We start from the raw sequence: 25,262 nt of genomic DNA, 5'->3' as shown, positions 1-25,262 counted from the left end.
ATAACAGAATGAAAACATTTGATGTGCTTATTGTTGGAGGTGGTGCTGCAGGTATGTCTTGTGCATTGATTTTAGGTTCAGCAAAAGACAAGGCCTTTGCAAAGGATAAAAAAGTTGGAATTATAATGCATCAAAAGGCATCACACTTGCAAGATGCCTTGTTTAATAATGTTTTGGGATTGGATCCCGGTACAACAGGTGAAAGCATTCTAGAAAATGGTAAAAATCAACTTTCTAAATTATATCCAAACATTAGTCAAATTGATGATGAAAAGGTAATAGAGGTACAGCGGTTACCGAATGGTTTTGAAGTGATTACCAATAAGTCTGTATTTCAGGCTAAAGAAATTGTTATTGCTGTAGGTTATACCAATACTTTTTTTATAAAAGGATTAGAACAATTTGTAGAGCCTCATAAAAAAGCCAAACCTGAAAAAAATCGCATTCAGCTTAAAAATGATGATCACCTAGTTGTTGATGGTATTTATGTTGCTGGTACGTTGGCGGGATGGCGAAGTCAATTTGCTATTGCCTGTGGCAGTGGAGCCTCAGTTGCAACTGATATTTTAACGCAATGGAACGGTGGTGAACATACCAAAGTGCATGATAAGGTTTAATTATTATGCTACTATGGCTTAATATAATCGATATTCATTTCCAATTCCTTTACTTTTTTTAGCATTTCATCATTTTCATTCATTACCTGATAAAATACATTTTCATCGTAGAGGCTACGAGCAAAAAGAGCTTTTAAATATAATTTAATATAAGGAATACTTTCAGCGGCTAATTTACTTTGATCATCAAATAAGGAAAGGTATTCTTTTAAAATTTCGCTATCACTATCAAAATTTTGTTTAAAATTGGTTACCTCCCAATCTTTTGTAGCTTCACGATGATTATCTAAATATTCAAAAACAAAATCTTGAATGGCTCTAAAATGAAATCTTCCAAAATAGGCTGTAGTATCTATACTCACAAAAACGTCAGGTACAATACCACCACCACCATAAACACTTTTACCTTTGGGAGTAATAAACTTTAAAGAATCAACAACTTTAATACTATCACCATTCGTCAATTCGCCATTATTATATCTTTCTAATCGGTCATTATAATAACTAGCACCACTTTCACTGTTATAGGGTTTTTGAATAGATCGGCCTGTTGGTGTATAATAACGCGAAACCGTTAATCTAACCGCAGAACCATCCCCTAATTCCATTTCTTGTTGCACTAAACCTTTACCAAAAGAACGACGACCAACAATTACGCCTTTGTCATTATCCTGTAAGGCTCCAGCAACTATTTCACTTGCAGATGCAGAAGATTCATCAATGAGAACATACACTTGACCATTTTCAAAATCACCTTTTGCCGTAGCAAAACTTTTATCGATTTGACCTCCTTTATTTTTTGTAAAAACAATGAGCTTATCTTTTCCTAAAAATTCATCAATAATTTGTGTTGCAATTGTCAAATAGCCACCAGGGTTTCCTCTTAGATCTAATACTAACCTTTTCATGTTTTTTTTCTGCAACGTATTCATTGCAGTTTTAAATTCATCATAAGTAGTATTTGCAAATTTGTCAATTTTAATATAACCGAGTGTATCAGTTAGCATATAATAACTAGGAATACTCTCTAAAGGAATAGTACCTCTTTTCAATGTAAAATTTAATAAAGTGTCTTTGTACTTTCTGTACACTTTAATTTTAACTTTTGTATTTGCTTCGCCTTTCAATTTTTTTATAATGTAATCACTTTCTAAAAGCTTACCGTATAAAGTGTCATTGTCAGCGATTAAAATTCTATCACCAGCTTCAATTCCTGCTCTATCACTTGGCCCATCTTTTACAACATTGCTCACGGTTAAAGAATCATTTCTCATAAAAAAGCGAATACCTACACCTACAAATTCACCATTCATAGTTTCGGCAATAGCATCATGTTCACTTGCAGGGATATATACAGAATGCGGATCTAATTTATCTAAGATGTTTCTAATGGTTCCATCTAAAAGACTATCGGTATCTACTTTATCAACATAGTCATATTGAATGTAGTTTATTAACCTTTTAATTTTTGCTTCTTGAGAACTTGAATTGAATAGAAAACCTGAGCTATTTTGAGGGTAATTTAACATACTGCCAATAAAAATACCTAGGGCTACAGCCAAGGCTAAAAATAATGGATAATATATTTTGCTATTTTTCATACTTTTAAAATAGTTTCAAGTCTTTTAAGTTTAGTCATTTACATTTAAGAATGCAACGAGTAATATGTTTTTGGTCTTTTATTCGTTTAAATAAACAAGTTCAATACCTGCTTTTTCTAAAAATTTTAATCCAGAATTATCTTTATAGGCTTGAGCGTAAACCACTCTTTTTATACCTGATTGATGAATGAGTTTACTACATTCTTTACATGGTGACATAGTAATATAAAGTGTAGCTCCCTTACAGCTTTGTGTTGATGAAGCAACTTTCAAAATTGCATTAGCTTCCGCATGAAGTACATACCATTTGGTATAATTTTCATCATCTTCACAAATATTTTCAAAACCAGTTGGAGTGCCATTATAACCGTCAGAAATAATCATTTTACCTTTTACAATTAAAGCTCCTACTTGACGGCGTTTACAATAGGATAACTTTGCCCATTCTTTTGCCATTTTTAAATAGGCAAGATCATATTTGAGTTGTTTTTCTACTGTCATACTAGGTTCAACGAAATTTTAGTCGGCAAAGTACCGATAAAATTATGGGTTTTTTGTTAAATTTTTACCAAAATATGCGTTCTGTTAGCATCGGGATAACCACACCAATTACTATTGAAGAGAGTACTAACACCCAATCTCTCTTTGAAACTCTAAAAAAGTTCTGAGCAATATAACCTAAAATTAAAATACCCAATACTATAATTACTTGAGCAATTTCAATACCAAGTGCAAATTCTAATAAGGGTAATAATTTAGATTCGGTATCGTCCATTAACATTTTAAAATAATTTGAAAACCCTAAGCCATGGATTAAACCAAAGAAAAAGGCAAATATTAAATTGATATTTGAACTTTTTTGTTTGCTCTTTTTTAGAGTAACTATATTTACCAAAGCAGTAATAAATATGGTAACAGGTATTAAAAATTCAACTATTTCAATATTTATGCTTATAATGTTATAAGCTGCAAGTGATAAGGTTATGGTGTGGCCAATGGTAAATAGGGTTATTAACCAAAGCACTTTTTTCCAATTGGTGAAATTGTAAATAACTGCTAAGGCTATTAAAAATAATATATGGTCGTAGGCTTGCCAATCTAAAACATGGTATAAACCTAATTTTAAATAAAGTGTAAAATCTTCCATGTGGTAAAAATACAAATTCCAATAAATATAATAAGTCAGTAATTTGCATAAACTTTGTTAAATTGCAGCTTAAATATTTAAGGTGATTTCAAAACTATATATTGTTCCTACTCCAATAGGAAACTTAGAAGATATGACTTTCAGAGCTGTTAGAGTGTTGAAAGAAGTAGATACTATTTTAGCAGAAGACACCCGAACTTCGGGTAAATTATTAAAACATTTTGAAATTGGTACGCAAATGCAAAGCCATCATATGCACAATGAGCATAAAATGGTAACACGTCTTGTGGAGCGATTAAAATCTGGCGAATCTATTGCTTTAATTTCTGATGCAGGAACGCCGGCAATTTCAGATCCGGGATTTCTATTAACTCGAGCTTGTATTGAAAATGATATTGAAGTAGAGTGTTTGCCAGGAGCTACGGCCTTTGTACCAGCTTTGGTAAATAGTGGCTTGCCTAATGATAAATTCGTTTTTGAAGGTTTTTTACCCATTAAAAAAGGAAGACAAACAAGAATGGGACTTTTGGCAGAAGAACCAAGGACTATCATTTTTTATGAGTCTCCTCATAAATTGCTAAAAACCTTAACACAGTTTGCAGAACATTTTGGTGCCGATAGAAAAATTTCAGTTTCCCGTGAGTTGACTAAATTGTATGAAGAAACAGTAAGAGGAACGGTAAAGGAAGTACTTGCACATTTTGAAAATAAACCACCCAAAGGTGAGTTTGTAGTGGTTGTGGAAGGAAAAAAATAAGATGCAAAAAAAGTTCTAAACGGTAAGATCGAAAAGTCAAAACAAGAAAATGTCGGTTACTTTCTATATTTAGGTGCGTTTATCGCTCATAAATTATTATAAAATAAAAAACCACGTCAATTGACGTGGTTTTTTAACTATAAATTTAGACAGTTTATGATTCTGCAGAATCGTCTTTTGATTTTACATCTTTAGCTTTAGCACTCGTCTTTTCTGATGATTTAGCTTCTAATGCATCTTCAATATCTTCACCTTTTAAATAGTTTGGCAATTGCATACCTGCCATGTTAAACATTTCTTGTAAAGGAGGAACTGCTTTATACATTCCTGAAATAAAGTTAGAAGTAGATGTTTTTCCATCTTTTCCTCCACCATTTTCCCAAACGGTAACTTTATCAATCTTAATGTTTTTAATGGCTTCAGCTTGTGTTTTAACCAATTCAGGTAATTTATCAGCTACTAATAGTAATACTGCATCTTTTGAATTATTACCCGCAGCTTTTACAATTTGATCTAAACCAGCAGCCTGTTTTGTTAAAATTTCATAGAGACCTTTTGCTTCAGCTTCTTTTTTCATAAAAATCGCATCCGCTTCACCTTTTGCAATTCTTCTAATTTGTTCCGCTTGTGCTTCCGCATCAATTTCAATTTTTTGCTTGTCGATTCTTGCAGGAACAATAATATCTGCACCTTGTTCAGCTTCTTTACGTGTTGCCCTAGCTTCTTCAGCAATTTTTTCAGCAGCATAAGCTTCTTCTAATGCTTTTGCAGCTTGTACTTTTTCAGAGGCATTGGCAATTCTTTCTGCTTCAGCTTCTCTAGATCTTCTGGCAGCATCTGAATTTGCTATCTGAATTTTGGCAGTATTTTCACCTTCTACCGCATGGGCATTGGCTGCCGCTACCTGAATACGTTGATCTTGTACCGCTTGAGCCTCACCAATAGAACCATCTCTAACTTTTTGAGATACCGATATTTTAGCATCGTTAATTGCTTTTGCAGCGGCTTCCTTACCTAAAGCTTCAATATATCCAGACTCATCGTGAATATCAGTAATATTAACGTTTATTAATTTTAAACCTACTTTTTTCAATTCCGCTTCAACACCATGAGTAATATGTGATAAAAATGAATCACGGTCAGAATTAATTTCTTCAATATCCATAGATGCAACTACCATACGCAATTGACCAAAAATAATTTCTTGAGCTAATTCTTTAACAGCTTCTAACGTTAGTCCCAATAATCTTTCTGCAGCATTTTGCATTACACTAGGCTCGGTAGAGATACCAATGGTAAAACGTGAAGGTACGTTTACACGGATGTTTTGCTTACTTAAGGCGTTAGTCAAATTAACCTCAATAGACATTGGGGTTAAGTCTAAAAACTCATAATCCTGAATAATTGGCCATATAAATGCCGCACCACCATGGATACATTTGGCAGATTGTCCGCCTCCGGTTTTACCGTAAACAACCAAAATTCTATCAGAAGGACAACGTTTGTACCTTCGCATCATAGAAAATAGGAAAATAAATAAGATTAATATGACAGCAGCAATTAAATAAATTCCGCTGAATGCTTCAGCTTGAGCAAATAATAAATTCATAGGTTTAATTTTTTTGTTTTTTAAAAGTCACATGCTGTTCGCAAATAATCATTCCCCTAAATGATAATGCTGTTAACATGCTCATTTCATGTGTTATTTGTTTTTTGATAGGGTTTCTACTAATAATAATTCGGCACTCACTATTTCAATTACTTTTACAACCGTACCCGTTGCTAAGTCAATATTTTCATCGGTAAGGGCTTCTAGTTCTCGCAATGAACCTTGCACACTAATTTGAACCTTACCAGTTTTGGTTCGGTTGGCTCCAATCGGTAAATAAACCTCACCAACAGTTCCAATAGCATTTTTGATTTTTAAAGTACCATCTTCCGTAAGACGATTCATAAAATAGAAAAGCGAAGAAGTGGCCACCATCATTAAGAGACCAGCGATTACGGAAATGGTTAAGATTACGCCGTCTGATAGATCATAGCCCGTGCAAACTACGCCTGTCCAACCAAAAATAGTAAAAAAGGCGATTAAGTTTTTGAATGTAAAAAATTGAAATCCAACACCGCCATCATCAGCTTCAAAATCAGTACCGTCTGCTACCATATCACTATCCATGTCACCACCTAAAAAGGTCATAATCAAAATAACAATAAAGATTGCAGAACCGATTAGAGCAATGATCCAATAGGTTTGTTCAAAAGTTGACATTCCGTCAAAAAATTCTTGCATATAGGTTGGTTTTAGGTAAGAAAAATATGGTTAACCAAGATAGTTATTTTCTTGTAATAAGTTGTTGTTTTTAGTGACTTTTTAGAAAAGATTCTTTAGTTCTAAAGAAGCGATTTTGAAAACTTCATTTTATAATAAATAATGTACCTTTAAATTATATAATTGGACTCGTAAATAAGCATGCAAGAATTATTAAAAAATATCAGAAAGTGCGAAGTGTGCATCTCGCATTTGCCTTTAGGTCCAAGACCTGTTTTAGCAGCGAGTTGTGAATCAAAGATTGTAATTATTGGTCAGGCTCCAGGGACAAAAGTTCATAAAACAGGAATTCCATGGGATGACTCAAGTGGAAAACAATTACGAAAATGGTTAGACATTACGGATGAAACATTTTATAATGAAAAGAAAATAGCAATTGTACCCATGGGGTTTTGTTACCCTGGTAAAGGGAAATCAGGCGATTTGCCTCCGAGACCCGAATGTGCACCTTTATGGCATCAACAGCTTTTGGATAAAATACCCAATGTAGAGCTGATTATATTAATTGGAATGTATGCTCAAAAATATTATTTGAAAAAAGAAGCTAAAAAAACACTGACAGAAACGGTAAAAAACTATCAGGACTATTTGCCCAACTATTTTGTACTACCACATCCATCGCCTAGAAATCGTTTTTGGTTGACTAAAAATCCTTGGTTTGAGAAAGACGTTTTACCTGTTTTAAAGAAAAGGGTAAAAGATATACTTAGTTCAAATTGATCAATGGATAGGGTTATTTAAAGATTTACTTGAAAAGAAGTTACAATCTACCTCCTCACTAAACTAAAATGCCCTTTTCTGTTTCTAACAGCTCCGTTTTTATCTGTCAATTGTACTTTAAACCAATAATCACTAGCAGGCATTAGTTTGCCTTTGTAAGTACCATCCCAACCTAAATCATTTACATCGGTTTTAGCCAGCATTTTTCCAAACCGATCGTAGATATAAATACTAGACATTTCAAAAGTATCTTCACGTATACCTTTTATACTCCATGTATCATTGAATCCGTCATTATTGGGTGTAAAAAATTTAGGAAATCCAATAACCGAAATGTCAATGCTGATCGTTCCACAATTATTTTGTTCTCTTATATATAAGGTGTGAATTCCAGCTGCAACATTTTCAAATAATGATTCTGTTTGATAGAAGTCATCTTCATCATCTAGAGCAAATTCATAATCCCCAATACCTAAATTATCTGTATTTATCGTAATTGTATTATTATCAGAATCATCTTTGATTTGAATATCATTTAAGGTAATACTAGCTACATCAGATTCTTTTACTATAATTGTTTTTGGAGTTGAGGTGCAGTTTTCATTTGAGGTTGCCGTTACAGTGTAAACTCCTTTAGAATTTACTGTCGCAGTAGGTTCAGTGCTAATGACTTCATTTTTGTCATTAAGCCATTCATATGCATAGTCACCATCGGCATTAAATGTTTGAATAACGAGTGGACCTAAATTTAAGCATAAGGCCTCTTCAGGATTTATCTCAAATTCTGGACTAGGATTTACCGTTAATAACAAATTTGCACCAATTCCATAACAGGCACCGTTGTCAGCACTTTCTACTCTTACAAAAAGTGTTTCTGAATAAGGGCTTGAATTAATATAATTAGATTGATCGGTAATTTCATTCTCTTCAGATTGAGCATCAATGAGATTTTTAAAGTAAGATACTCTTAAATTCTGACCTGTAGGGAATTGATTAATTAGCTGATTCGAAGCCGTGGTAAGGTCAAATGTAGTAATACCATCATTTGTATCTAAATTATCGCAACCTACTAAAGTATAAACATAGCCATCTGGAAAAGCGGTAGTGGAAACCTCTAAGTTTATAGTGGATATTAAAAAACATGCATTTGGCTTTTCAACACGTGCGTAAACAGTAGTCGCTGTTTGATTATTAAAAGGATATGCATTAACCGCATTAATTTCTGCTTCTGCATCTGCTATGGTAAGGTGATATGACACTCTTAATTCATTATCTCCTTTGGTTATAATTTCGGTGGCCTCATTTAAATTAAAATTAGTGAAACCATCGTTGATATTATCTATATCGCAATTTTTAAAATTTAGAACAGATTTAATATCAGGTAATTCATTAGCTGTTGCTATAATAGGAATTCTAGGGCTTTCTCCACATCCAGCCCCAACAACAGAAGCGTAATATGTAGTTGTATTTATAATGGTTGGCTTAAAATTTTCGCCGGTAAATAAAGTGGTTCCACCTGTTGGAGTATCGTGCCAAACCACACTGCCAACATCTGATTTGGCAATTAAAGTAATTTCTCCTGGACCACATCTTGTTGATGGAATTGTAGAAGTTACTGCGGGAATATAAATGTTAGTACTGGTAGAAATATTAACTTCTGGATCATCTGGCATTCCACCATATTCTACAATATATCCTTTCGGTTGAAAGTCACCTGAAGTGGAACCAGTATTGCTTAAATCGTTCCAAGAACCTAAAATACCAACTCCGGGAGCCGTGATATGAGCATAGTCTTCATCACCCAAATTGTTGGGCTCGTTTGTGTTCCAAAAGGCGAAAGTAGGTGAATTTCCTACCGCTAAACCATACCAAAAGAAAGTGCCTTTTTCTGGTCCAGTTACCCATTTCCAATTGCCTTCTGATTCAGCATCGCTACCGCCAATCCATCCAGCACCACTCGCTTGCTCACCAGCCAATTTAGCCTCGTCAGGTGAGATTATGGTTGCTAAATAACCCTCTAAACCAAAATAGGTTCTGTTTTCAGCAGCGACTTTGGCATCGGACCAGGTAATACCAATATTTGATATGTATTCGTAGTAATGGTCAGTAGATGGTAAATAGTTTGCTGAACCGATGGTAAAAGAAAATGACCTATTGCCTGAAACCGTAACAGAACTACTGCTAAATACGATATCTTTAACGGCGGCAATTAAATCTGTATAATTCATTTCAGGAGTAGTTGCACTCTGCAATGTTAGTTTACCTTCAAGGGCACTCCATTGTGTTGTTATTTTAGAATGTGTAGCACTATTGTTGAGCTTTAACAGATCTTCCCCATTAACATAACCTTCAGAGATTTGTATGTAAAATGCCTGAATAGAAGTGTCGTCTGGGTCTATTATATCAAAACTGCTTACCACATTAACTTCAGATAACGGACAGTAGGCCGTATTGCCAATTGCTTGTATTGATGGTGGAATATTAGTTTGACTCCAGCTTACCTTAAAGAGTAAAATCAATAGTAAACAAATAGGGATACTTTTTTTAAAATTCATCGAATTCAGCAATTGTTTTATATGTGTAAAGTTAGGCAAATGTTTTAAAGATTTCATATTCAGGGCTAAAATGAATAATTATAAAAAATCATAAAAAACATACATATTTTAAAGAGTATTTTAAAAAATGTTTTGTAATTTTAAGGATTATCAAACCTTACCTATGAATATATTACATGTTAGTGCTGAATGTTATCCTATTGCAAAAGTCGGAGGTTTGGCTGATGTTGTAGGCTCTTTACCTAAATATCAAAATAAATTAGGGGTAACCAGTGAGGTTGTTATGCCCTTTTATGATAACGCGTTTACAAAATCAAATAAATTTAAAACCATTTCAAGTTCTAAAGTTAGACTAGGTGTATTTGATTTAGATGTTAATATCTTAATGTTAGAAAATAATGACTTGGGGTTTGACTTATTTTTAGTTGATATACCAACATTATTGTTTAAAGATTATGTGTATTCACCTAATGATACGGAACGTTTTTTAGCTTTTCAAATTGCCGTGTTAGATTGGGTTTTACAGAAAGAGAAAAGACCAAATGTGGTACATTGTCATGATCATCATACAGGGTTAATTCCTTTTATGATGGATCAATGTTATAAATACAGCGAACTAAAAACTGTCGCTACCATTACTACCATACATAATGCTCAGTATCAAGGATGGTTTTCACATGACAAAGTATATATGATACCTGAATTTGATTTTACACAAGTAGGTTTAATCGATTGGAATCATCAAATAAATCCGCTAGCAGCAGCTATTAAATGTGCCTGGAAAGTGACGACAGTATCTCCAAGTTACATGGAAGAGTTGAAAAGTAATGCCAATGGATTAGAGAGTTTATTGAGTCATGAGAGTGCTAAATGCGTTGGTATTTTAAATGGAATTGATACTCAGGTCTGGAATACGGAGACAGATAACTATATTATAAAAAATTACACTCAAAAAACCTTAGATACTGGTAGAAAAGCCAATAAAGAATGGTTGTGTAAAGAGTTTGGTCTCGATCCTAAAAAACCATTGTTCTCATTTATAGGACGGTTGGTTGGTGAAAAAGGAGCAGATTTATTTCCGCAAATATTCGATGCGGCTTTACATCATTTAGACATTTCTATTTTATTATTAGGTTCTGGTCAAAAAGATATTGAAGGTGCTTTAGAGATGCTTACCTATAAATATAAAGGAGATTACAGTACGTATATCGGTTACGATGAAAGGCTAGCTCATATCATTTACGCTGGTGCTGATTTTCTTTTAATGCCATCGCGTGTTGAGCCTTGTGGGTTAAATCAAATGTATGCCTTGCGATATGGAACCATACCTGTAGTTAATAGTGTAGGTGGATTAAAAGATACCGTTATTGATGTAGAGGGAGGCGGTTTCGGTTTCGTACACCATCAGCTTAATACGGAGACAGTAGTTGAAACAATGCAACGAGCTACGGAGTTGTACGACGATCAAAAGGAGTTTAATAAAATTCGGAATTTAATTATGCAAATAGATCACTCTTGGGATTCTTCTGCAAAGGCATATATCAATTTATATAAATCATTAAAAAAGTAAATATGAACAGCAAAAAGGTATTATCAATTATTTTAGGAGGTGGCCAAGGGTCAAGACTTTACCCCTTGACAGAATCAAGATCTAAACCAGCAGTACCAATTGCAGGTAAATATAGGTTGGTTGATATCCCTATTAGTAACTGTATCAATAGTGAAATAAAGAGAATTTATGTGTTAACACAATTTAACTCGGCATCGTTAAATAGACATATTAAAAACACCTACCATTTTAGTTTTTTTAGTTCTGCATTTGTAGATGTATTAGCTGCAGAACAAACAATTCAAAGTCAATCTTGGTTTCAAGGAACTGCAGATGCTGTACGACAAAGTATGCATCATTTTTTACGTAATGATTTTGAATATGCCTTAATTTTATCTGGAGATCAATTGTATCAAATGGATTATAGGTTAATGCTTGAAGAACACATTAGCAAAGGTGCTGAAATATCTATTGCGACCATTCCAGTAAACGCAAAAGACGCTACTTCATTTGGTATACTAAAAGCCAATAGTGAAAATGTAATTACCTCTTTTATCGAAAAACCTGATGCAGAACTGTTACCAGATTGGACTTCAGAAGTAAGTGACGAAATGAAAGGTGAAAATAGGAACTACTTAGCTTCTATGGGTATCTATATATTTAATAGACAGTTGTTGGTAGATTTAATGAGCAATCCAGACACGAACGACTTTGGTAAAGAGATTATTCCAGGTGCGATACACGATCATAAAACGTTAAGTTATCAATTTGAAGGATATTGGACCGATATTGGTAATATTGATTCATTTTTTGAAGCCAATTTAGGATTGACCGATAATATTCCAAAATTCAATTTATATGATACCGATCAAAGGGTTTATACAAATGCAAGAATATTACCTACTTCAAAAATATCAGGTACTGTTTTAGATAAAGCGGTAATTGCAGAAGGCTGTATTATTCAAGCTGCTAAAATTGAAACTTCGGTAATTGGTATTAGATCTAGAATAGGTAAGGAATCAACCGTTATTAATACGTATATGATGGGTTGCGATTATTACGAATCTCTAGAAGAAATAAACAGAAAGAAAACTCCAATTCTTATGGGTATTGGTGAAAGATGCTTTATTAAAAATACTATAATAGATAAGAACTGTAGAATAGGCGATGATGTTAGAATTAATGGTGGTCCACATTTAAAGGATAAAGAAACAGATCAATATGTTATTAAAGATGGTATCGTTGTTATTAAAAAACATGCGGTATTACCAAAAGGATATACAATTTAATAGTGCCTATTTTAATCTAACATATTAAAATAAATGTAATAATTTACCTCTTATTGAGGTTAAGAGTGTTTTCACTCTAAAATAATAGACCAAACAAAACTATGACCAAAGTATCAACGTATAGCCAATTTACTGATTTTGACATCGCCCTGTTTAAATCAGGTAAACATTTTAAATTATACGAAAAATTAGGCTCTCATATTGTAACAGTAGATGGTGTTAAGGGAACCTATTTTGCAGTATGGGCCCCATCAGCTAAACAAGTTTCTGTTATTGGAGATTTTAATTTTTGGTCAGGAGAAGAACATCCATTAAATGTACGATGGGATGCCTCTGGTATTTGGGAGGGTTTTATACCTGATGTTGGTGAAGGTAGCTTATATAAATACAAAATACACAGTAATCATAACGGTGTCATAACTGAAAAAGCTGATCCATATGCGAAGCGTTGTGAACACCCACCTAAAACAGCTTCTATTGTTTGGGGTATTGATAATTATAAATGGAAAGATAAAAAATGGATGTCTTATCGTAAGGATAAGAATGGTTTAGATAGACCTTATTCTGTTTATGAAGTGCATTTAGATTCTTGGATGAAATCTAAAGATAATGAGCGTTTGACTTATAAGGAATTAGCTAAAAAATTAGTCCCATATGTTAAGGAAATGAACTTTACGCATATTGAGCTAATGCCAATTATGGAATATCCTTATGACCCTTCTTGGGGTTATCAACTAACAGGGTATTTTGCACCTACTTCTCGTTTTGGTACGCCACAAGAGTTTATGTATTTGGTAGATCAATTTCATCAAAATGATATTGGTGTAATTTTAGATTGGGTACCATCGCATTTTCCATCTGACGATCATGGTTTAGGCTTTTTTGACGGATCACATTTATATGAACATCCTGATAAAAGAAAAGGATATCATCAAGATTGGAAAAGTCTTATATTTAATTATGAACGTAATGAAGTACGTTCTTTTCTGATTAGCAATGCCTTATTTTGGTTAGAAAAATACAATATTGATTGCTTACGTGTTGATGCTGTAGCATCTATGTTATATTTAGATTATTCGCGTGAAGAGGGTGAATGGGAGCCAAATATTTATGGTGAAAGAGAAAACTTAGCAGCGGTTTCTTTACTAAAAGAATTTAACCAAGCCGTAGAAGATAATTTTGATGGTGTTATAACCATTGCGGAAGAATCGACTGCTTTTCCTGGAGTAACAAGAGCTGTAAAACACGATGGTCTAGGTTTTGGAATGAAATGGATGATGGGTTGGATGCATGATACATTAGATTATTTTGCCAAAGATCCAATCTATAGACAATATCATCAAAATGATATTACATTTAGTTTAGCTTATGCATTTTCTGAGAACTTTATGTTGCCGCTATCGCATGATGAAGTTGTTTATGGTAAAAATTCTATTTTGGGCCGAATGCCGGGTGATGAATGGCAACGTTTTGCTAATTTAAGATTGCTTTATGGCTATATGTTTACACATCCTGGTACTAATTTAGTGTTCATGGGAGGTGAATTTGGTCAATATAACGAGTGGAATTTTCAGAAAAGTTTAGATTGGAATTTATTAGAGTTTGAACCACATAAAAATACACAAGCATTTTTTAAAGATTTAAATCAATTTTATAAAAATACACCCGCATTATATGAAAAAGCATTTAGTGCTGATGGTTTTGAATGGATAAGTTTAGACGATAATAAAAATTGTGTGCTTTCTTATATTCGTAAAGGGCATGATAAAGAAAATGATACTGTTGTAGTATGTAATTTCACACCTAAAACTATTGAAAAGTACAATATTGGATTGCCAAGAAAAGGTAAAATAAAGGAAATATTTAATAGTGATTCAGAAAAATATGGCGGAAGTGGATTTTCTAATACGAGACAAATCACTTTAAAAAAGAAAAAAGAACATAATAAACCTTATTCTGCTACAATAGGTATTCCACCTTTAGGCGTGGTTATTTTTAAATATATTTCATAAAAAATCAATATTTCTAGCACTAAATAACAATGTTTTATTAATTTAAGATGTTGTTATTTATGTTATTTGCAATGTTTTACCCCCTTTTTTAAATAAAACGGACTAAGTTTCGTTCTAAAATTTAGTAGTTTTGCCAACCGATTTACAATAACAATTTATGATTACAAATACAGAACTAGAAATAATAGGAAATCAATTTCCTTCAAAAATAGTATCATATGAAAAACATATTGATACCTTCAATTTTTTTACTGAGAATGGTGTTACATTAAAAGTGACAATTTTAAGAGATAGTGTTATACGTTTTAGATATAGCACCACAGGTATTTTTGAAAATGACTTTTCTTATGCTATTACCAAATATGCGAACAGCGGTTATGATATTCTTGAAATTGAAGAAAATGATGACCAGTATGAAATTACCACAGAAAAATTAATATGTCGTATTAAAAAAGAGAATGCTAGAATTTCTTTGTTTGATGCAAAAGACAAGACTTTAATTATTGATGATGAAATTGGTTTTCATTGGGAAGAGAGTTATGAGCATGGAGGTAATGTTGTTAAAATGAGTAAGAAATCTCGTAAAGGAGAAAGCTATTACGGACTTGGAGACAAGCCTACACATTTAAACTTAAAAGGTAAGCGTTTTCAGAATTGGGTTACAGATTCTTATGCTTATGGTAAAGATACCGATCCACTATATAAAGCTATTCCCTTTTTTACAGGGCTACATGCAGGAAAATCATATGGTATTTTCTTTGACAATACCTTTAGATCATACTTTGATTTTGCTCATGAACGTAAAGATGTGATGAGCTTTTGGGCTCAAGGTGGTGAAATGAATTACTACTTTATGTATGGTCCAGAAATGGATAAGGTAGTTGCTAATTATACAGATTTAACAGGAAAGCCACATCAAATGCCTCCTTTATGGTCTTTGGGTTTTCACCAATGTAAATGGAGTTATTATCCTGAAAGTAACGTAAAAGAGGTTACTTCAAAGTTCAGAGAATTACAAATACCATGTGATGCCATTTATTTGGATATCGATTATATGGAAGGTTTCAGGTGTTTTACTTGGAATAAAGAATATTTTCCTGATCCAAAAAGAATGGTAAAAGAGCTATTGGATGATGGTTTTAAAACCGTTGCTATTATTGATCCGGGAATCAAAATTGATGCAGATTATAACATTTTTAGAGAAGGTTTAGAAAAAGATTATTTCTGTAAACGAGCAGATGGTCCTTATATGAAAGGTAAAGTATGGCCTGGTCAGTGTTACTTTCCTGATTTTACCAATCCTGAAGTTAGAGAATGGTGGTCTGGATTATTTAAAGAATTAATAGAAGATATAGGCGTAAAAGGCGTGTGGAATGATATGAATGAGCCCGCTGTTATGGAAGTGCCAAACAAGACCTTTCCTAATGATGTTCGTCATGATTATGATGGAAACCCATGTAGTCATAGAAAAGCCCATAATATTTATGGAATGCAAATGGCGAGAGCAACCTATCAAGGTTTAAAGAAATTTGCTTTTCCAAAAAGACCATTTGTAATTACGAGAGCTGCCTATTCAGGGACACAACGTTATACGAGTTCTTGGACTGGTGATAATGTGGCCTCTTGGGAGCACTTATGGATTGCCAATGTACAAGCTCAACGTATGTCAATGTCAGGGTATTCTTTTGCAGGAAGTGATATTGGTGGATTTGCAGAGCAACCAGAAGGTGAATTATTTGCACGATGGATTCAATTGGGTATTTTTCACCCTTTTTGTAGAGTACATTCTTCAGGTGATCATGGAGCACAAGAACCATGGGCATTTGGTGATGAAATAACCGATATTGTAAGAAAGTTTATAGAGCTACGCTACCAGTTATTACCTTACTTATATACTGCTTTTTGGCATTATTTTAATGATGGTGTTCCAATTTTGAAGTCAATGGTAATGTATGATCAAAAAGATATTCAAACGCATTACAGAACTGATGAGTTTGTATTTGGAGATAAAATATTAGTGTGTCCTATTCTTGAACCAAATTCAAAAGGAAGAAGAATGTATGTTCCTAAAGGTGATTGGTTTAATATGTGGAATGATGAAGTTGTAGAAGGAGGTAAAGAAATGTGGGTGAGTAGTGATATTGAAACAATGCCTATTTTTATAAAATCAGGTTCAGTTATACCAAAATATCCAGTACAACAATATGTAGGTGAAAAAAACATTGAAGAGGTAACTTTAGATGTATACTTTAAAATAGGAACTGAAAAATCTTTCTTATTTGATGATGCTCATGATGGTTACGACTATACCAAAGGAAAATATAGTTATAGAACTTTTAAACTTCTTGGTAAAGAAAAGCAACTTATCATTCAGCAGCATAAATCAGGTAGATATGATGCAGATTATAAAACATTTAAAATAAATTTTCATGGTTTGCCATTCGAAATTGATAAAATACAAATCGATAATGAAGAAATTGATTTTAAAAAGATGCAGGTAAACGGAGATAACACCTTAACCATTAATAAAGATTTTAACGAATTACACATAAAAGGGGTAATGTGATAAAAATCACATATCAAAAATAATATTGTTCTTATTTTTGTCAAAAATTTGATATATAATGATTAAAACAGATATCCTTATTATTGGAGCGGGACCTGTAGGTCTATTTACAGTATTTGAAGCAGGACTTTTAAAATTACGTTGTCACTTAATTGATGCATTACCTATACCAGGAGGTCAATTGGCAGAAATTTATCCTAAAAAACCTATTTACGATATTCCTGGATATCCATCTGTATTAGCTGGAGATTTAGTTAAAAATTTGGAAGAACAAATTGCTCCTTTTGAGCCTACTTATACTTTAGGAGAACGTGCCGAAACTATCGAGAAATTAGAAGATGGTAGTTTTGTTGTTACTACCAGTAAAGGGACAAAACACAATGCACCCGTTGTTGCAATTGCCGGAGGTTTAGGTTCATTTGAGCCTAGAAAACCACCAATCAAGGAAATTGTTGACTATGAGGATAAAGGTGTTGAATATATTATCAGAGAGCCTAATTTCTATAAGGATAAGAAGATCATTATTGCTGGTGGAGGTGATTCTGCATTAGATTGGTCTATCTTTTTGACTGATATTGCTAAGGAAGTTACCTTAGTACATCGAAGAACTGAATTTAGAGGGGCTCTAGATTCTGTTGAAAAGGTTAAGGAGTTGGTTAAAAAAGGCAAAATAAAATTGTTGACAGAGTCTGAAGTAATTGAAATTCATGGAAAGGATAAAGTAGAATCTGTAACAGTGAAAAATTCAACAGAAGGAAATAAAATTGTTGAGGTTGATCATTTTATTCCACTTTTCGGATTATCTCCTAAATTGGGGCCAATAGCTAATTGGGGCTTGAATATAGAAAAAAATGCGATCGTAGTGGATAATGCTACAGATTATAGCACCAATATTCCAGGTATTTATGCCATTGGAGATGTAAATACGTATACAGGTAAGCTAAAATTAATTCTTTGCGGATTTCATGAGGCTACTATCATGGTGCAATCAGCATACAAATTGGTAAATCCGGATGCTAAAAAATTAGTGATGAAATATACTACGGTTTCTGGTGTTACTGGTTTTGATGGAGTTAAAAAAGAACAGAAAAAAGCAATTACTTCAAAAATATAACGCATCGTCAGCTCAAGTGCCATACTTTTTCATAGTGTACCTAGAATTAGACAAACATAATCATATTATTTTTTCAAACAAGCATGGAAGAAAATACAATAAAAGTTACCATTATAGACAGAGCAGGAGACACTCACAACGTAGATGCTCCAACAGATATGAATATGAATGTAATGGAACTGGTAAGAGTTTACGAATTGGCTCCTGAAGGTACTATTGGAATTTGTGGTGGTATGGCCATGTGTGCTTCTTGTCAATGTTATATCGAAACACCTGAGTTAGAATTACCAGAAATGAGCTTGGAAGAAGAAGACATGTTAGACCAAGCTTTCCATGTAAAAGATAATAGCCGTTTAGGCTGTCAAATTTATTTAAAAGATGAACTAGATGGGTTAATTGTAGAATTAGCACCTGAATCTGAAATAAGTGAATAAATTTTGACTAAACCTTAATTAGTTTACCTAAATAAACTAGTGAAGCACCTTCCACAATTTTAACATTTTTATTATTTGAAGGAATAATTTCTAATACACCCGTTTTATTTTTAATAAATAGAGGTACAATTTCTTCATCGTTTTCAGTACGTTCAATTAAACGCTCAAAATGTTCTTTTGATTCTAATTTAATTTCATTAATACTGGGATAATTATTAGCCACTTCGTTTAAAGAGTTATAATCATTAGTGTGTGAAAACAAACCCTCTTTAGGATTACTTTGTTCGTCATTCATTTCAGTTGTACTTACCAATCTAAATGTACCATTTTCACCAAATTGATTTTTAAATTTATCGATTACGTAATTGTTTATTTCTGAATTCGCTGTTAAAGCCATCAAATAACCAACATCGTTTAATTCAATATTATCTGCTAATTTATCTGAATAAACATCGCTATTTATAGCCTCCAGACCAAGATCTCTTGCCTTATTTATATTATTTTGGTTACTATCAATTAAGACTACATGTCTTCCGTTACTTTCCAAATAATGACCAATTAAGCGGGATATTTTTGAGGCACCAACAATTAAGATCCCTTCAGATTTAGTTAGAAAGACACCAATTAATTTTGCAAACATTCTTGCAGTGGTTGCATTTAATAAAACGGTTCCCAATACAATCATAAAGACAAGTGGGGTAATGTATTCAGCACCAGGCACACCATTTTTGGCTAATTTTAAACCAAATAATGAGGCGATTCCTGCCGCTACAATACCACGTGGACCAACCCAACTGATAAATATTTTTTCATTCAATTTTAAACTTGAATTATGAGTACTTAAAAAGACACCAATTGGTCGAATTATAAAAACAACAATAGCAAATAATAATGCAGTTTTCCAATTGTAAATTAATAATAGATCTTCAAAGTTTATATTGGCTGATAATAATATAAATAATATCGAAATTAAGAGTACGCTTAATGATTCTTTAAAATATAATAACTCTTTTAAGTATGGTGAATTAGAATTTCCTAACACCATGCCCATTACAACAACAGCTAACAATCCAGATTCATGTGCAAAAGCATCTGAAAGTACAAAAACACCAAGTACTGAAGCCAATGCTAAAACATTTAATAAATAATGAGGCACCCATTTTTTATTAATTATAAAGTTTAATGCATGTGCAAAAGTAAAACCAAAAGTAAAACCAAATAGTACAATCTTAGCAAATTCAATTAATGCTGTTTTTGTAAATTCTCCGCCACCTTCAACACTAATAAATTCAAAAACCAAAACCGCTACTAACGCTCCAATAGGATCAATTAAGATCCCTTCCCATTTAAGCACTGCAGAAACATCTTTTTTTAATGGAATATTCCTAAGAATTGGAGTAATAACTGTAGGTCCAGTGACAATAATTAAGGCTGAAAACAAGAATGATATCTGCCAACTTAAATTAAATATATAATAGGCGGCTATTGCCGCTCCAAAAAAGGTAACTACAGAACCAACCGTAATTAACTTTGTAATTACGGGCCCAACATTTTTAATTTCATTCAATTTTAAGGTTAATCCTCCTTCAAATAAGATGATACTAATAGCTAAGGAAACAAAATAAAACAAACTTTCTCCAGGAAATAAACCTTCTTTACCATTCCAAATAGGTTCTATCCATTTTGTGCCATCTTCGGATAGAAATTCGGCAGCAATTGGTCCAACAAGTAATCCTATTAAAATTAATGGTAAGATTGCTGGAATTTTTAACTTCCACGCAACCCATTGAGCTAAGATACCTAAGATAATAATTCCCGCTAATTCAATCATTGGTTAATTTTGCTGTGAAAATACTAAATAAAATGATTTTAGCAATTATTTATTAGTAGTCATTATAAATTGTTTCCCTTTTAAAAATACTATCTTACGAAAATCAAAAAAATGATCTTATTATAACTATGAATTCTAACAACCCAATCCCCTCAAAGGGACTTAAAGGACTGAAAGAAAATTGGCGTAATGATGTTTCGGCTGCTTTAAGTGTATCGCTAGTTGCGTTGCCTTTGGCTTTGGGGATTGCCGTAGCGTCTGGAGTTTCTCCTATGGCTGGTGTGCTTTCTGCAATTATTGGTGGTGTTGTTACAACATTTTTTCGAGGAGGAAATTTATCTATCAATGGTCCAGCGGCGGGTTTAATTGCTGCCATTTTAGGAGGCCTAGTTGCATTAGATGGTAATATTAATTACGTTTTGGCGGCTATTGTTGTGTCAGGTGGTATTCAAACGATGTTGGGTTTTCTTAAAATGGGCCGCTTTGCAAAGTTATTGCCTTCTTCAGTCTTACATGGTATTCTTGCGGCCATTGGAATCATTATTTTTGCAAAGCAAATTCATTATGCCCTTGGAACGACTTCCAATGCCAAAACAATTATTGGAACCTTGTCTGATGTTTTTCATAAACTCCCAGAAATAAATCCTTTTGTTTTTTTGATAGCTTTAGTTGGTATATTAGTTCTCTTTTTTTATAAAAAAATTAATACCAAATTCATAAGGATAATCCCGGCTCCTATGTGGGTTTTACTATTGGCCCTACCAATAGTGTTTGGATTTGATTTTTTTAATGAGCATAGTATTTCATTTTTCGGAAAGAATTACGTTGTTGGTCCTGATTTATTGATTAATATTCCTGACAATCCCCTCGATAGTATTATGCATCCTGACTTTGCCATGATAGGAACATCTGCTTTTTGGCTTACGGTTTTATCAATTTCAACTATTGCTACTGTAATTACTCTGGCCAGTGCCCGTGCTGTTGATAAATTAGATCCTTATAAAAGAACAACAAACCTTAATAAAGATATGGTAGGTGTGGGATTAAGCACTATGGTTTCTGGAGCTTTAGGTGGGCTTCCTATTACTACAGTAATTGTTCGAAGTACAGTGAACGTAAACAGTAATGCGAAAACAAAATGGTCTAACCTTTATCATGGAATTTTTCTAATTCTTTTTGTGCTTATTTTGGCTCCAGTTTTAAGAAGTGTGCCCCTGGCTGCTTTGGCTGCAATTTTAGTTCATACAGGTTTTAAATTAGCATCTCCTCAGGTATTTAAGCACGCTTATGATCAAGGTGTAGAACAGTTGTTATTCCTATCGTTAACACTTATAATTACATTGTTTACAGATTTACTTTATGGAATTGTAGGAGGTATTTTAATGACACTAGTTTTGCATATGTTATTAGCTAAAGTTGGAATTGTTAACTTCTTTAAAAAGATTTATAAATCAGGCTCAAAAGTATATAAATCTGAAAATGGTTCTTATGATGTTAAATTAAAAGGCATAGCAAATTTTTTATATGCTTTAAAGTTAGATAAACTGTTGGAAGATATCCCTGAAGGATCAAATGTAAGTATTGACATGTCACAAACACGGCTTGTGGATCTTACAATAATGGAAAATTTAATAGAATTTAAACGTGTACATGATGATAATGGTGGAGATGTCAAATTGATTGGATTGGATAATCATGTTGCTTCGACGAGTCATAACCGAGCTTTAAAAATTGTTACAGGTCGTGTCAAAAAACGGATTACTAAACGTCAGATTCGTTTGCAAAAAGTGGCTATTAGAAATGGTTGGTCTTTTGAGCGTGAGGTAGATTGGAATACTTCTTATCTAAGAAATTTTCATTTCTTTGATTCTCGTCCTATTGAAATGAAAAGTAATTCTTTAAAAGGGTTAGACGTGGAAAATAATTTTAAATGGGAAATTGCTGATATTGTATTCGACGAAGGAGCATTAGATGCACTAGAAGTATATCAAACTACGGTACAGATAGTAAGATTGCCTGTTTCGATTCCGAGATTTATTATTGATAAGGAGGGTCTTTTTGATAAAATATTTAATCGGGTAAAAGTATTTTCTGGAGCAAGAGGAGATATTGATTTTGTTAAATATCCAGGTTTTTCCGGTAAATTCCAGTTAAGTGGTGAAGATGAAGATGCAATCAAGGCATTTTTTAATGATAATGTTATTCGTTTTTTAGAGCAAAACGAAATCCATCATATAGAAAGTAACGGTGAAGCTTTGATGATATTTAAATACTTGCATATTGCCCGTACTGATGAAGTACAAAATATGCTTGAATTTTCACACAATTTATTGAGACATATGGACTTGAAAAAAATTCCGAAATAGTTGTTTAAACTACCTGTAAGTAACTATTAAAAATAATTTTTGGAGCTAATTTATTTTTTTGACTTCAACCATTAGGATGTAGAAGACAAAACACGTCAATGATCCTGTCTGCAGTTGATAGTAAGTTTCGAGATAATTTTATTGTATTTTTGTAATTGATGAAAGTAATACTCACATTTTTTCTATTTTTAGCATCTTTTTTGGTTCAAGGTCAACAAAAAGATATGGATTCAATTGTGGAGTCTAAATTGATAAAAAGCACACACCTTGAAGCCGATGAATTTATTGGGGTTGACGAATTTGAGAATTTATATTATTTAAAAGACAATACGTTTTATAAAAAAAATAAAAAAGAAGAGTTGTCTTATACCAACACGCAATTGGGAAAAATTACGGCTGTTGATATTAAGAATCCTTTAAAGATTTTACTTTTTTATAAAGATTTTAACAGTGTCATTTTATTAGATAATAAACTCAATGAGTTATCCAGTAAGATTGACTTTAATGAAGTTTTGTTCTCAAAAAATGTTTCTTTAGTATCTTGTTCTTCCAATAATAATTTATGGATTTATAGTCAAGATGATAGTAAATTGTATGTATATAATTATAAAACCAATAAGGTCATTTCAAGTTCAGCACCCGTAAATTTTCGTGAAGATAATTTTGTACCCAATAGAATGGTTGCCAGTTATAAAAATTGTTGGTTGAAAAATGAAAATACAGTTTTAGAATATGATGAATATTCAAATTTTAAACAACGGCTTGTCTTAAATGAAATGCAATTATTAAACCGGTTTAATAATTGTTATTATTGGGTAAAAGATGGAGTCTTATATTACAGTAATTTAAAAGATGGAGTGTTTAAAATTCTATTAAAAAAATCAATTACAATTGAATCATTTTATGTTTTAAACAATGAAATCTATATATTTGATGGCGAAAAGATATTTGTATTTAAAACATTTAAAATTTAAGTATCTTTAAGCACTTTTATTAAACTAAAACCAACAGCATGCACGTTGCCATTGCCGGAAATATTGGAGCAGGAAAAACTACCCTAACAAAACTATTAGCAAAACACTATAAATGGACACCTCATTTTGAATCCGTTGAAGAAAATCCGTATTTAGACGATTTTTATTCGGAAATGGAACGATGGTCATTTAACCTTCAAATTTACTTTTTGAATAGTAGATTTCGTCAAATATTAGAAATTCACGAAAGTGGAAAAAATATTATTCAAGACAGAACTATTTATGAAGATGCTCATATTTTTGCACCCAACTTACATGCAATGGGGTTAATGACAAACAGAGATTTTAATAACTACTCTTCGTTATTTGAATTGATGGAAAAATTGGTTTCACCACCAGATTTATTAATTTATTTACGAGGGAGTATCCAGACTTTAGTTGGTCAGATTCATAAACGTGGTAGAGAATATGAAAACTCTATAAGTATTGATTATTTAAGTCGTCTTAATGAACGTTACGAGGCTTGGATATCGACATATACCAAAGGAAAATTACTAATTGTAGATATTGATAATTTAAATATCGTTGATAAACCAGAAGATTTAGGAGTTGTAATTGATAAAATAGATGCACAATTACATGGTTTGTTTTAAGAAAAAAAAGAACTAATGAGAAAGGCGTTTGGCTTGTTGTTTTTATTTTGTACAATCTTTGTTGTTTCTCAAAGTAGAATTGATACCATTACTTTTAACAAAAATTCGCCTCTATCCAATAAAAATAAAGTCTATAACGCTACACAATATGAATTACAGAAGTTCAATGCTTTTAAAATTAGAACTTCAAAAATAGTAGATAAGAAAAAGTATTTATCTGAAATACATTCGTTTACAAAAGATTCTTTACAAATTTTAGCAGTTAAATTGATCAGTATTAAAGAGCTAAGTAATAAAAAATTACTTATTCAAGATATTCATCAGAATAGAGCGTTTTATATTACTATTTTGGCAGATTTGAAAGAAAGTGAAATCAGTCCAAATGAATATTTTTTTTTAGAAAATATACTTTCAAAAATTACCATTACAGAAGTAGAGACTAAATATGCCTACAGTAAATGGTTAAATATTATTTTAGGAATTTCGTTAATCGGTTTGTTAATTTTTGCCTACAAAACAAATCGTAAAGAAACAACAGTATTACCATTAAGTAAACAAGAAACTACCGTTAAAAACTTAATTCTAAAAGGGAAATCTAATAAGGAAATTGCCCAAGAGTTGTTTATTAGTTTGAGCACGGTGAAATCACATATTTCGCATATATATCATAAACTTAATGTTTCAAATCGGGATGAATTAAGCCTGAGATTTAAAAACGGTACGAGTACTAGTACCTAATTCATACCCT

At 32.5% G+C, this 25,262-nt stretch carries 20 protein-coding genes; 13 read left to right on the top strand and 7 right to left on the bottom strand.

Going from position 1 to position 25,262, the window contains the following annotated elements:
* Positions 1 to 8: 8 nt before the first annotated feature.
* Complete coding sequence (locus FF125_RS20930; RefSeq protein ID WP_138952030.1) at positions 9 to 617, top strand: FAD-dependent oxidoreductase; 609 nt, start codon at positions 9 to 11, stop codon at positions 615 to 617.
* A gap of 11 nt (positions 618 to 628) precedes the next feature.
* Here the strand turns inward: FF125_RS20930 and FF125_RS20925 are convergent, their stop codons facing one another.
* From FF125_RS20925 to FF125_RS20915, 3 genes are all read right to left on the bottom strand, one after another.
* On the bottom strand, positions 629 to 2,218 hold the full coding sequence (locus FF125_RS20925) for a S41 family peptidase (RefSeq protein ID WP_138952028.1): 1,590 nt from the start codon (positions 2,216 to 2,218) through the stop codon (positions 629 to 631).
* A gap of 78 nt (positions 2,219 to 2,296) precedes the next feature.
* Positions 2,297 to 2,719: a deoxycytidylate deaminase gene (locus FF125_RS20920; protein ID WP_138952026.1), complete on the bottom strand. Its 423-nt coding sequence runs from the start codon at positions 2,717 to 2,719 to the stop codon at positions 2,297 to 2,299.
* Positions 2,720 to 2,783: 64 nt separating this feature from the next.
* The gene (locus tag FF125_RS20915; RefSeq protein WP_138952024.1) at positions 2,784 to 3,365 is read right to left on the bottom strand and encodes a HupE/UreJ family protein; all 582 of its coding nucleotides are present in this window, start codon (positions 3,363 to 3,365) and stop codon (positions 2,784 to 2,786) included.
* Positions 3,366 to 3,450: 85 nt separating this feature from the next.
* Between FF125_RS20915 and rsmI the strand changes: the two genes are divergently transcribed.
* Positions 3,451 to 4,122, top strand: a complete 672-nt coding sequence (gene rsmI / locus FF125_RS20910; protein WP_138952671.1) for a 16S rRNA (cytidine(1402)-2'-O)-methyltransferase — start codon at positions 3,451 to 3,453, stop codon at positions 4,120 to 4,122.
* 154 nt (positions 4,123 to 4,276) lie between these two features.
* Here rsmI and FF125_RS20905 read toward each other — a convergent pair whose 3' ends face one another.
* A complete protein-coding gene (locus FF125_RS20905; RefSeq protein WP_138952023.1) occupies positions 4,277 to 5,731 on the bottom strand; it encodes a flotillin family protein in 1,455 nt (484 codons plus the stop codon).
* 93 nt (positions 5,732 to 5,824) lie between these two features.
* A complete protein-coding gene (locus FF125_RS20900) occupies positions 5,825 to 6,412 on the bottom strand; it encodes a hypothetical protein (RefSeq protein WP_138952021.1) in 588 nt (195 codons plus the stop codon).
* Positions 6,413 to 6,592: 180 nt separating this feature from the next.
* Between FF125_RS20900 and FF125_RS20895 the strand changes: the two genes are divergently transcribed.
* Complete coding sequence (locus tag FF125_RS20895; RefSeq protein WP_138952020.1) at positions 6,593 to 7,171, top strand: uracil-DNA glycosylase family protein; 579 nt, start codon at positions 6,593 to 6,595, stop codon at positions 7,169 to 7,171.
* 47 nt (positions 7,172 to 7,218) lie between these two features.
* Here the strand turns inward: FF125_RS20895 and FF125_RS20890 are convergent, their stop codons facing one another.
* Positions 7,219 to 9,726, bottom strand: a complete 2,508-nt coding sequence (locus FF125_RS20890) for a T9SS type B sorting domain-containing protein (RefSeq protein WP_138952018.1) — start codon at positions 9,724 to 9,726, stop codon at positions 7,219 to 7,221.
* 163 nt (positions 9,727 to 9,889) lie between these two features.
* Here FF125_RS20890 and FF125_RS20885 point away from each other — a divergent pair, with 163 nt between their 5' ends.
* The 6 genes from FF125_RS20885 (at position 9,890) to FF125_RS20860 (ending at position 18,690) form a co-directional block, all read left to right on the top strand.
* Positions 9,890 to 11,296, top strand: coding sequence for a glycogen synthase (locus FF125_RS20885; RefSeq protein WP_138952016.1), 1,407 nt, complete (start codon positions 9,890 to 9,892; stop codon positions 11,294 to 11,296).
* Positions 11,297 to 11,298: 2 nt separating this feature from the next.
* Positions 11,299 to 12,564 (top strand): glucose-1-phosphate adenylyltransferase, encoded by a 1,266-nt coding sequence (locus FF125_RS20880; protein WP_138952015.1) that lies wholly within the window; start codon positions 11,299 to 11,301, stop codon positions 12,562 to 12,564.
* 101 nt (positions 12,565 to 12,665) lie between these two features.
* On the top strand, positions 12,666 to 14,576 hold the full coding sequence (glgB, locus tag FF125_RS20875; protein WP_138952014.1) for a 1,4-alpha-glucan branching protein GlgB: 1,911 nt from the start codon (positions 12,666 to 12,668) through the stop codon (positions 14,574 to 14,576).
* A 157-nt stretch (positions 14,577 to 14,733) separates the two neighbouring features.
* Entirely contained in the window at positions 14,734 to 17,142 is a 2,409-nt protein-coding gene (locus tag FF125_RS20870; RefSeq protein WP_138952013.1) for a glycoside hydrolase family 31 protein, read from the top strand.
* A 58-nt stretch (positions 17,143 to 17,200) separates the two neighbouring features.
* Positions 17,201 to 18,256 (top strand): NAD(P)/FAD-dependent oxidoreductase, encoded by a 1,056-nt coding sequence (locus tag FF125_RS20865; RefSeq protein WP_138952012.1) that lies wholly within the window; start codon positions 17,201 to 17,203, stop codon positions 18,254 to 18,256.
* Between the two features lie 83 nt (positions 18,257 to 18,339).
* Positions 18,340 to 18,690, top strand: a complete 351-nt coding sequence (locus tag FF125_RS20860; protein ID WP_138952011.1) for a 2Fe-2S iron-sulfur cluster-binding family protein — start codon at positions 18,340 to 18,342, stop codon at positions 18,688 to 18,690.
* A gap of 7 nt (positions 18,691 to 18,697) precedes the next feature.
* Here the strand turns inward: FF125_RS20860 and FF125_RS20855 are convergent, their stop codons facing one another.
* Entirely contained in the window at positions 18,698 to 20,521 is a 1,824-nt protein-coding gene (locus tag FF125_RS20855; RefSeq protein ID WP_138952010.1) for a cation:proton antiporter, read from the bottom strand.
* A 128-nt stretch (positions 20,522 to 20,649) separates the two neighbouring features.
* Here FF125_RS20855 and FF125_RS20850 point away from each other — a divergent pair, with 128 nt between their 5' ends.
* The 4 genes from FF125_RS20850 (at position 20,650) to FF125_RS20835 (ending at position 25,252) form a co-directional block, all read left to right on the top strand.
* The gene (locus FF125_RS20850) at positions 20,650 to 22,887 is read left to right on the top strand and encodes a SulP family inorganic anion transporter (protein WP_138952009.1); all 2,238 of its coding nucleotides are present in this window, start codon (positions 20,650 to 20,652) and stop codon (positions 22,885 to 22,887) included.
* Between the two features lie 158 nt (positions 22,888 to 23,045).
* Positions 23,046 to 23,861 carry a hypothetical protein gene (locus FF125_RS20845; protein WP_138952008.1) on the top strand — a complete coding sequence of 272 codons (816 nt, stop codon included), beginning with the start codon at positions 23,046 to 23,048 and terminating at the stop codon, positions 23,859 to 23,861.
* Positions 23,862 to 23,899: 38 nt separating this feature from the next.
* Positions 23,900 to 24,514 (top strand): deoxynucleoside kinase, encoded by a 615-nt coding sequence (locus FF125_RS20840; RefSeq protein ID WP_117879988.1) that lies wholly within the window; start codon positions 23,900 to 23,902, stop codon positions 24,512 to 24,514.
* Between the two features lie 15 nt (positions 24,515 to 24,529).
* Positions 24,530 to 25,252: a response regulator transcription factor gene (locus FF125_RS20835; RefSeq protein ID WP_138952007.1), complete on the top strand. Its 723-nt coding sequence runs from the start codon at positions 24,530 to 24,532 to the stop codon at positions 25,250 to 25,252.
* Positions 25,253 to 25,262 lie beyond the last annotated feature (10 nt).

Origin of the sequence: Aureibaculum algae (genome assembly GCF_006065315.1) — a bacterium.
Taxonomy (GTDB): domain Bacteria; phylum Bacteroidota; class Bacteroidia; order Flavobacteriales; family Flavobacteriaceae; genus Aureibaculum; species Aureibaculum algae.
This window is presented reverse-complemented; position numbering and strand designations above follow the sequence as displayed.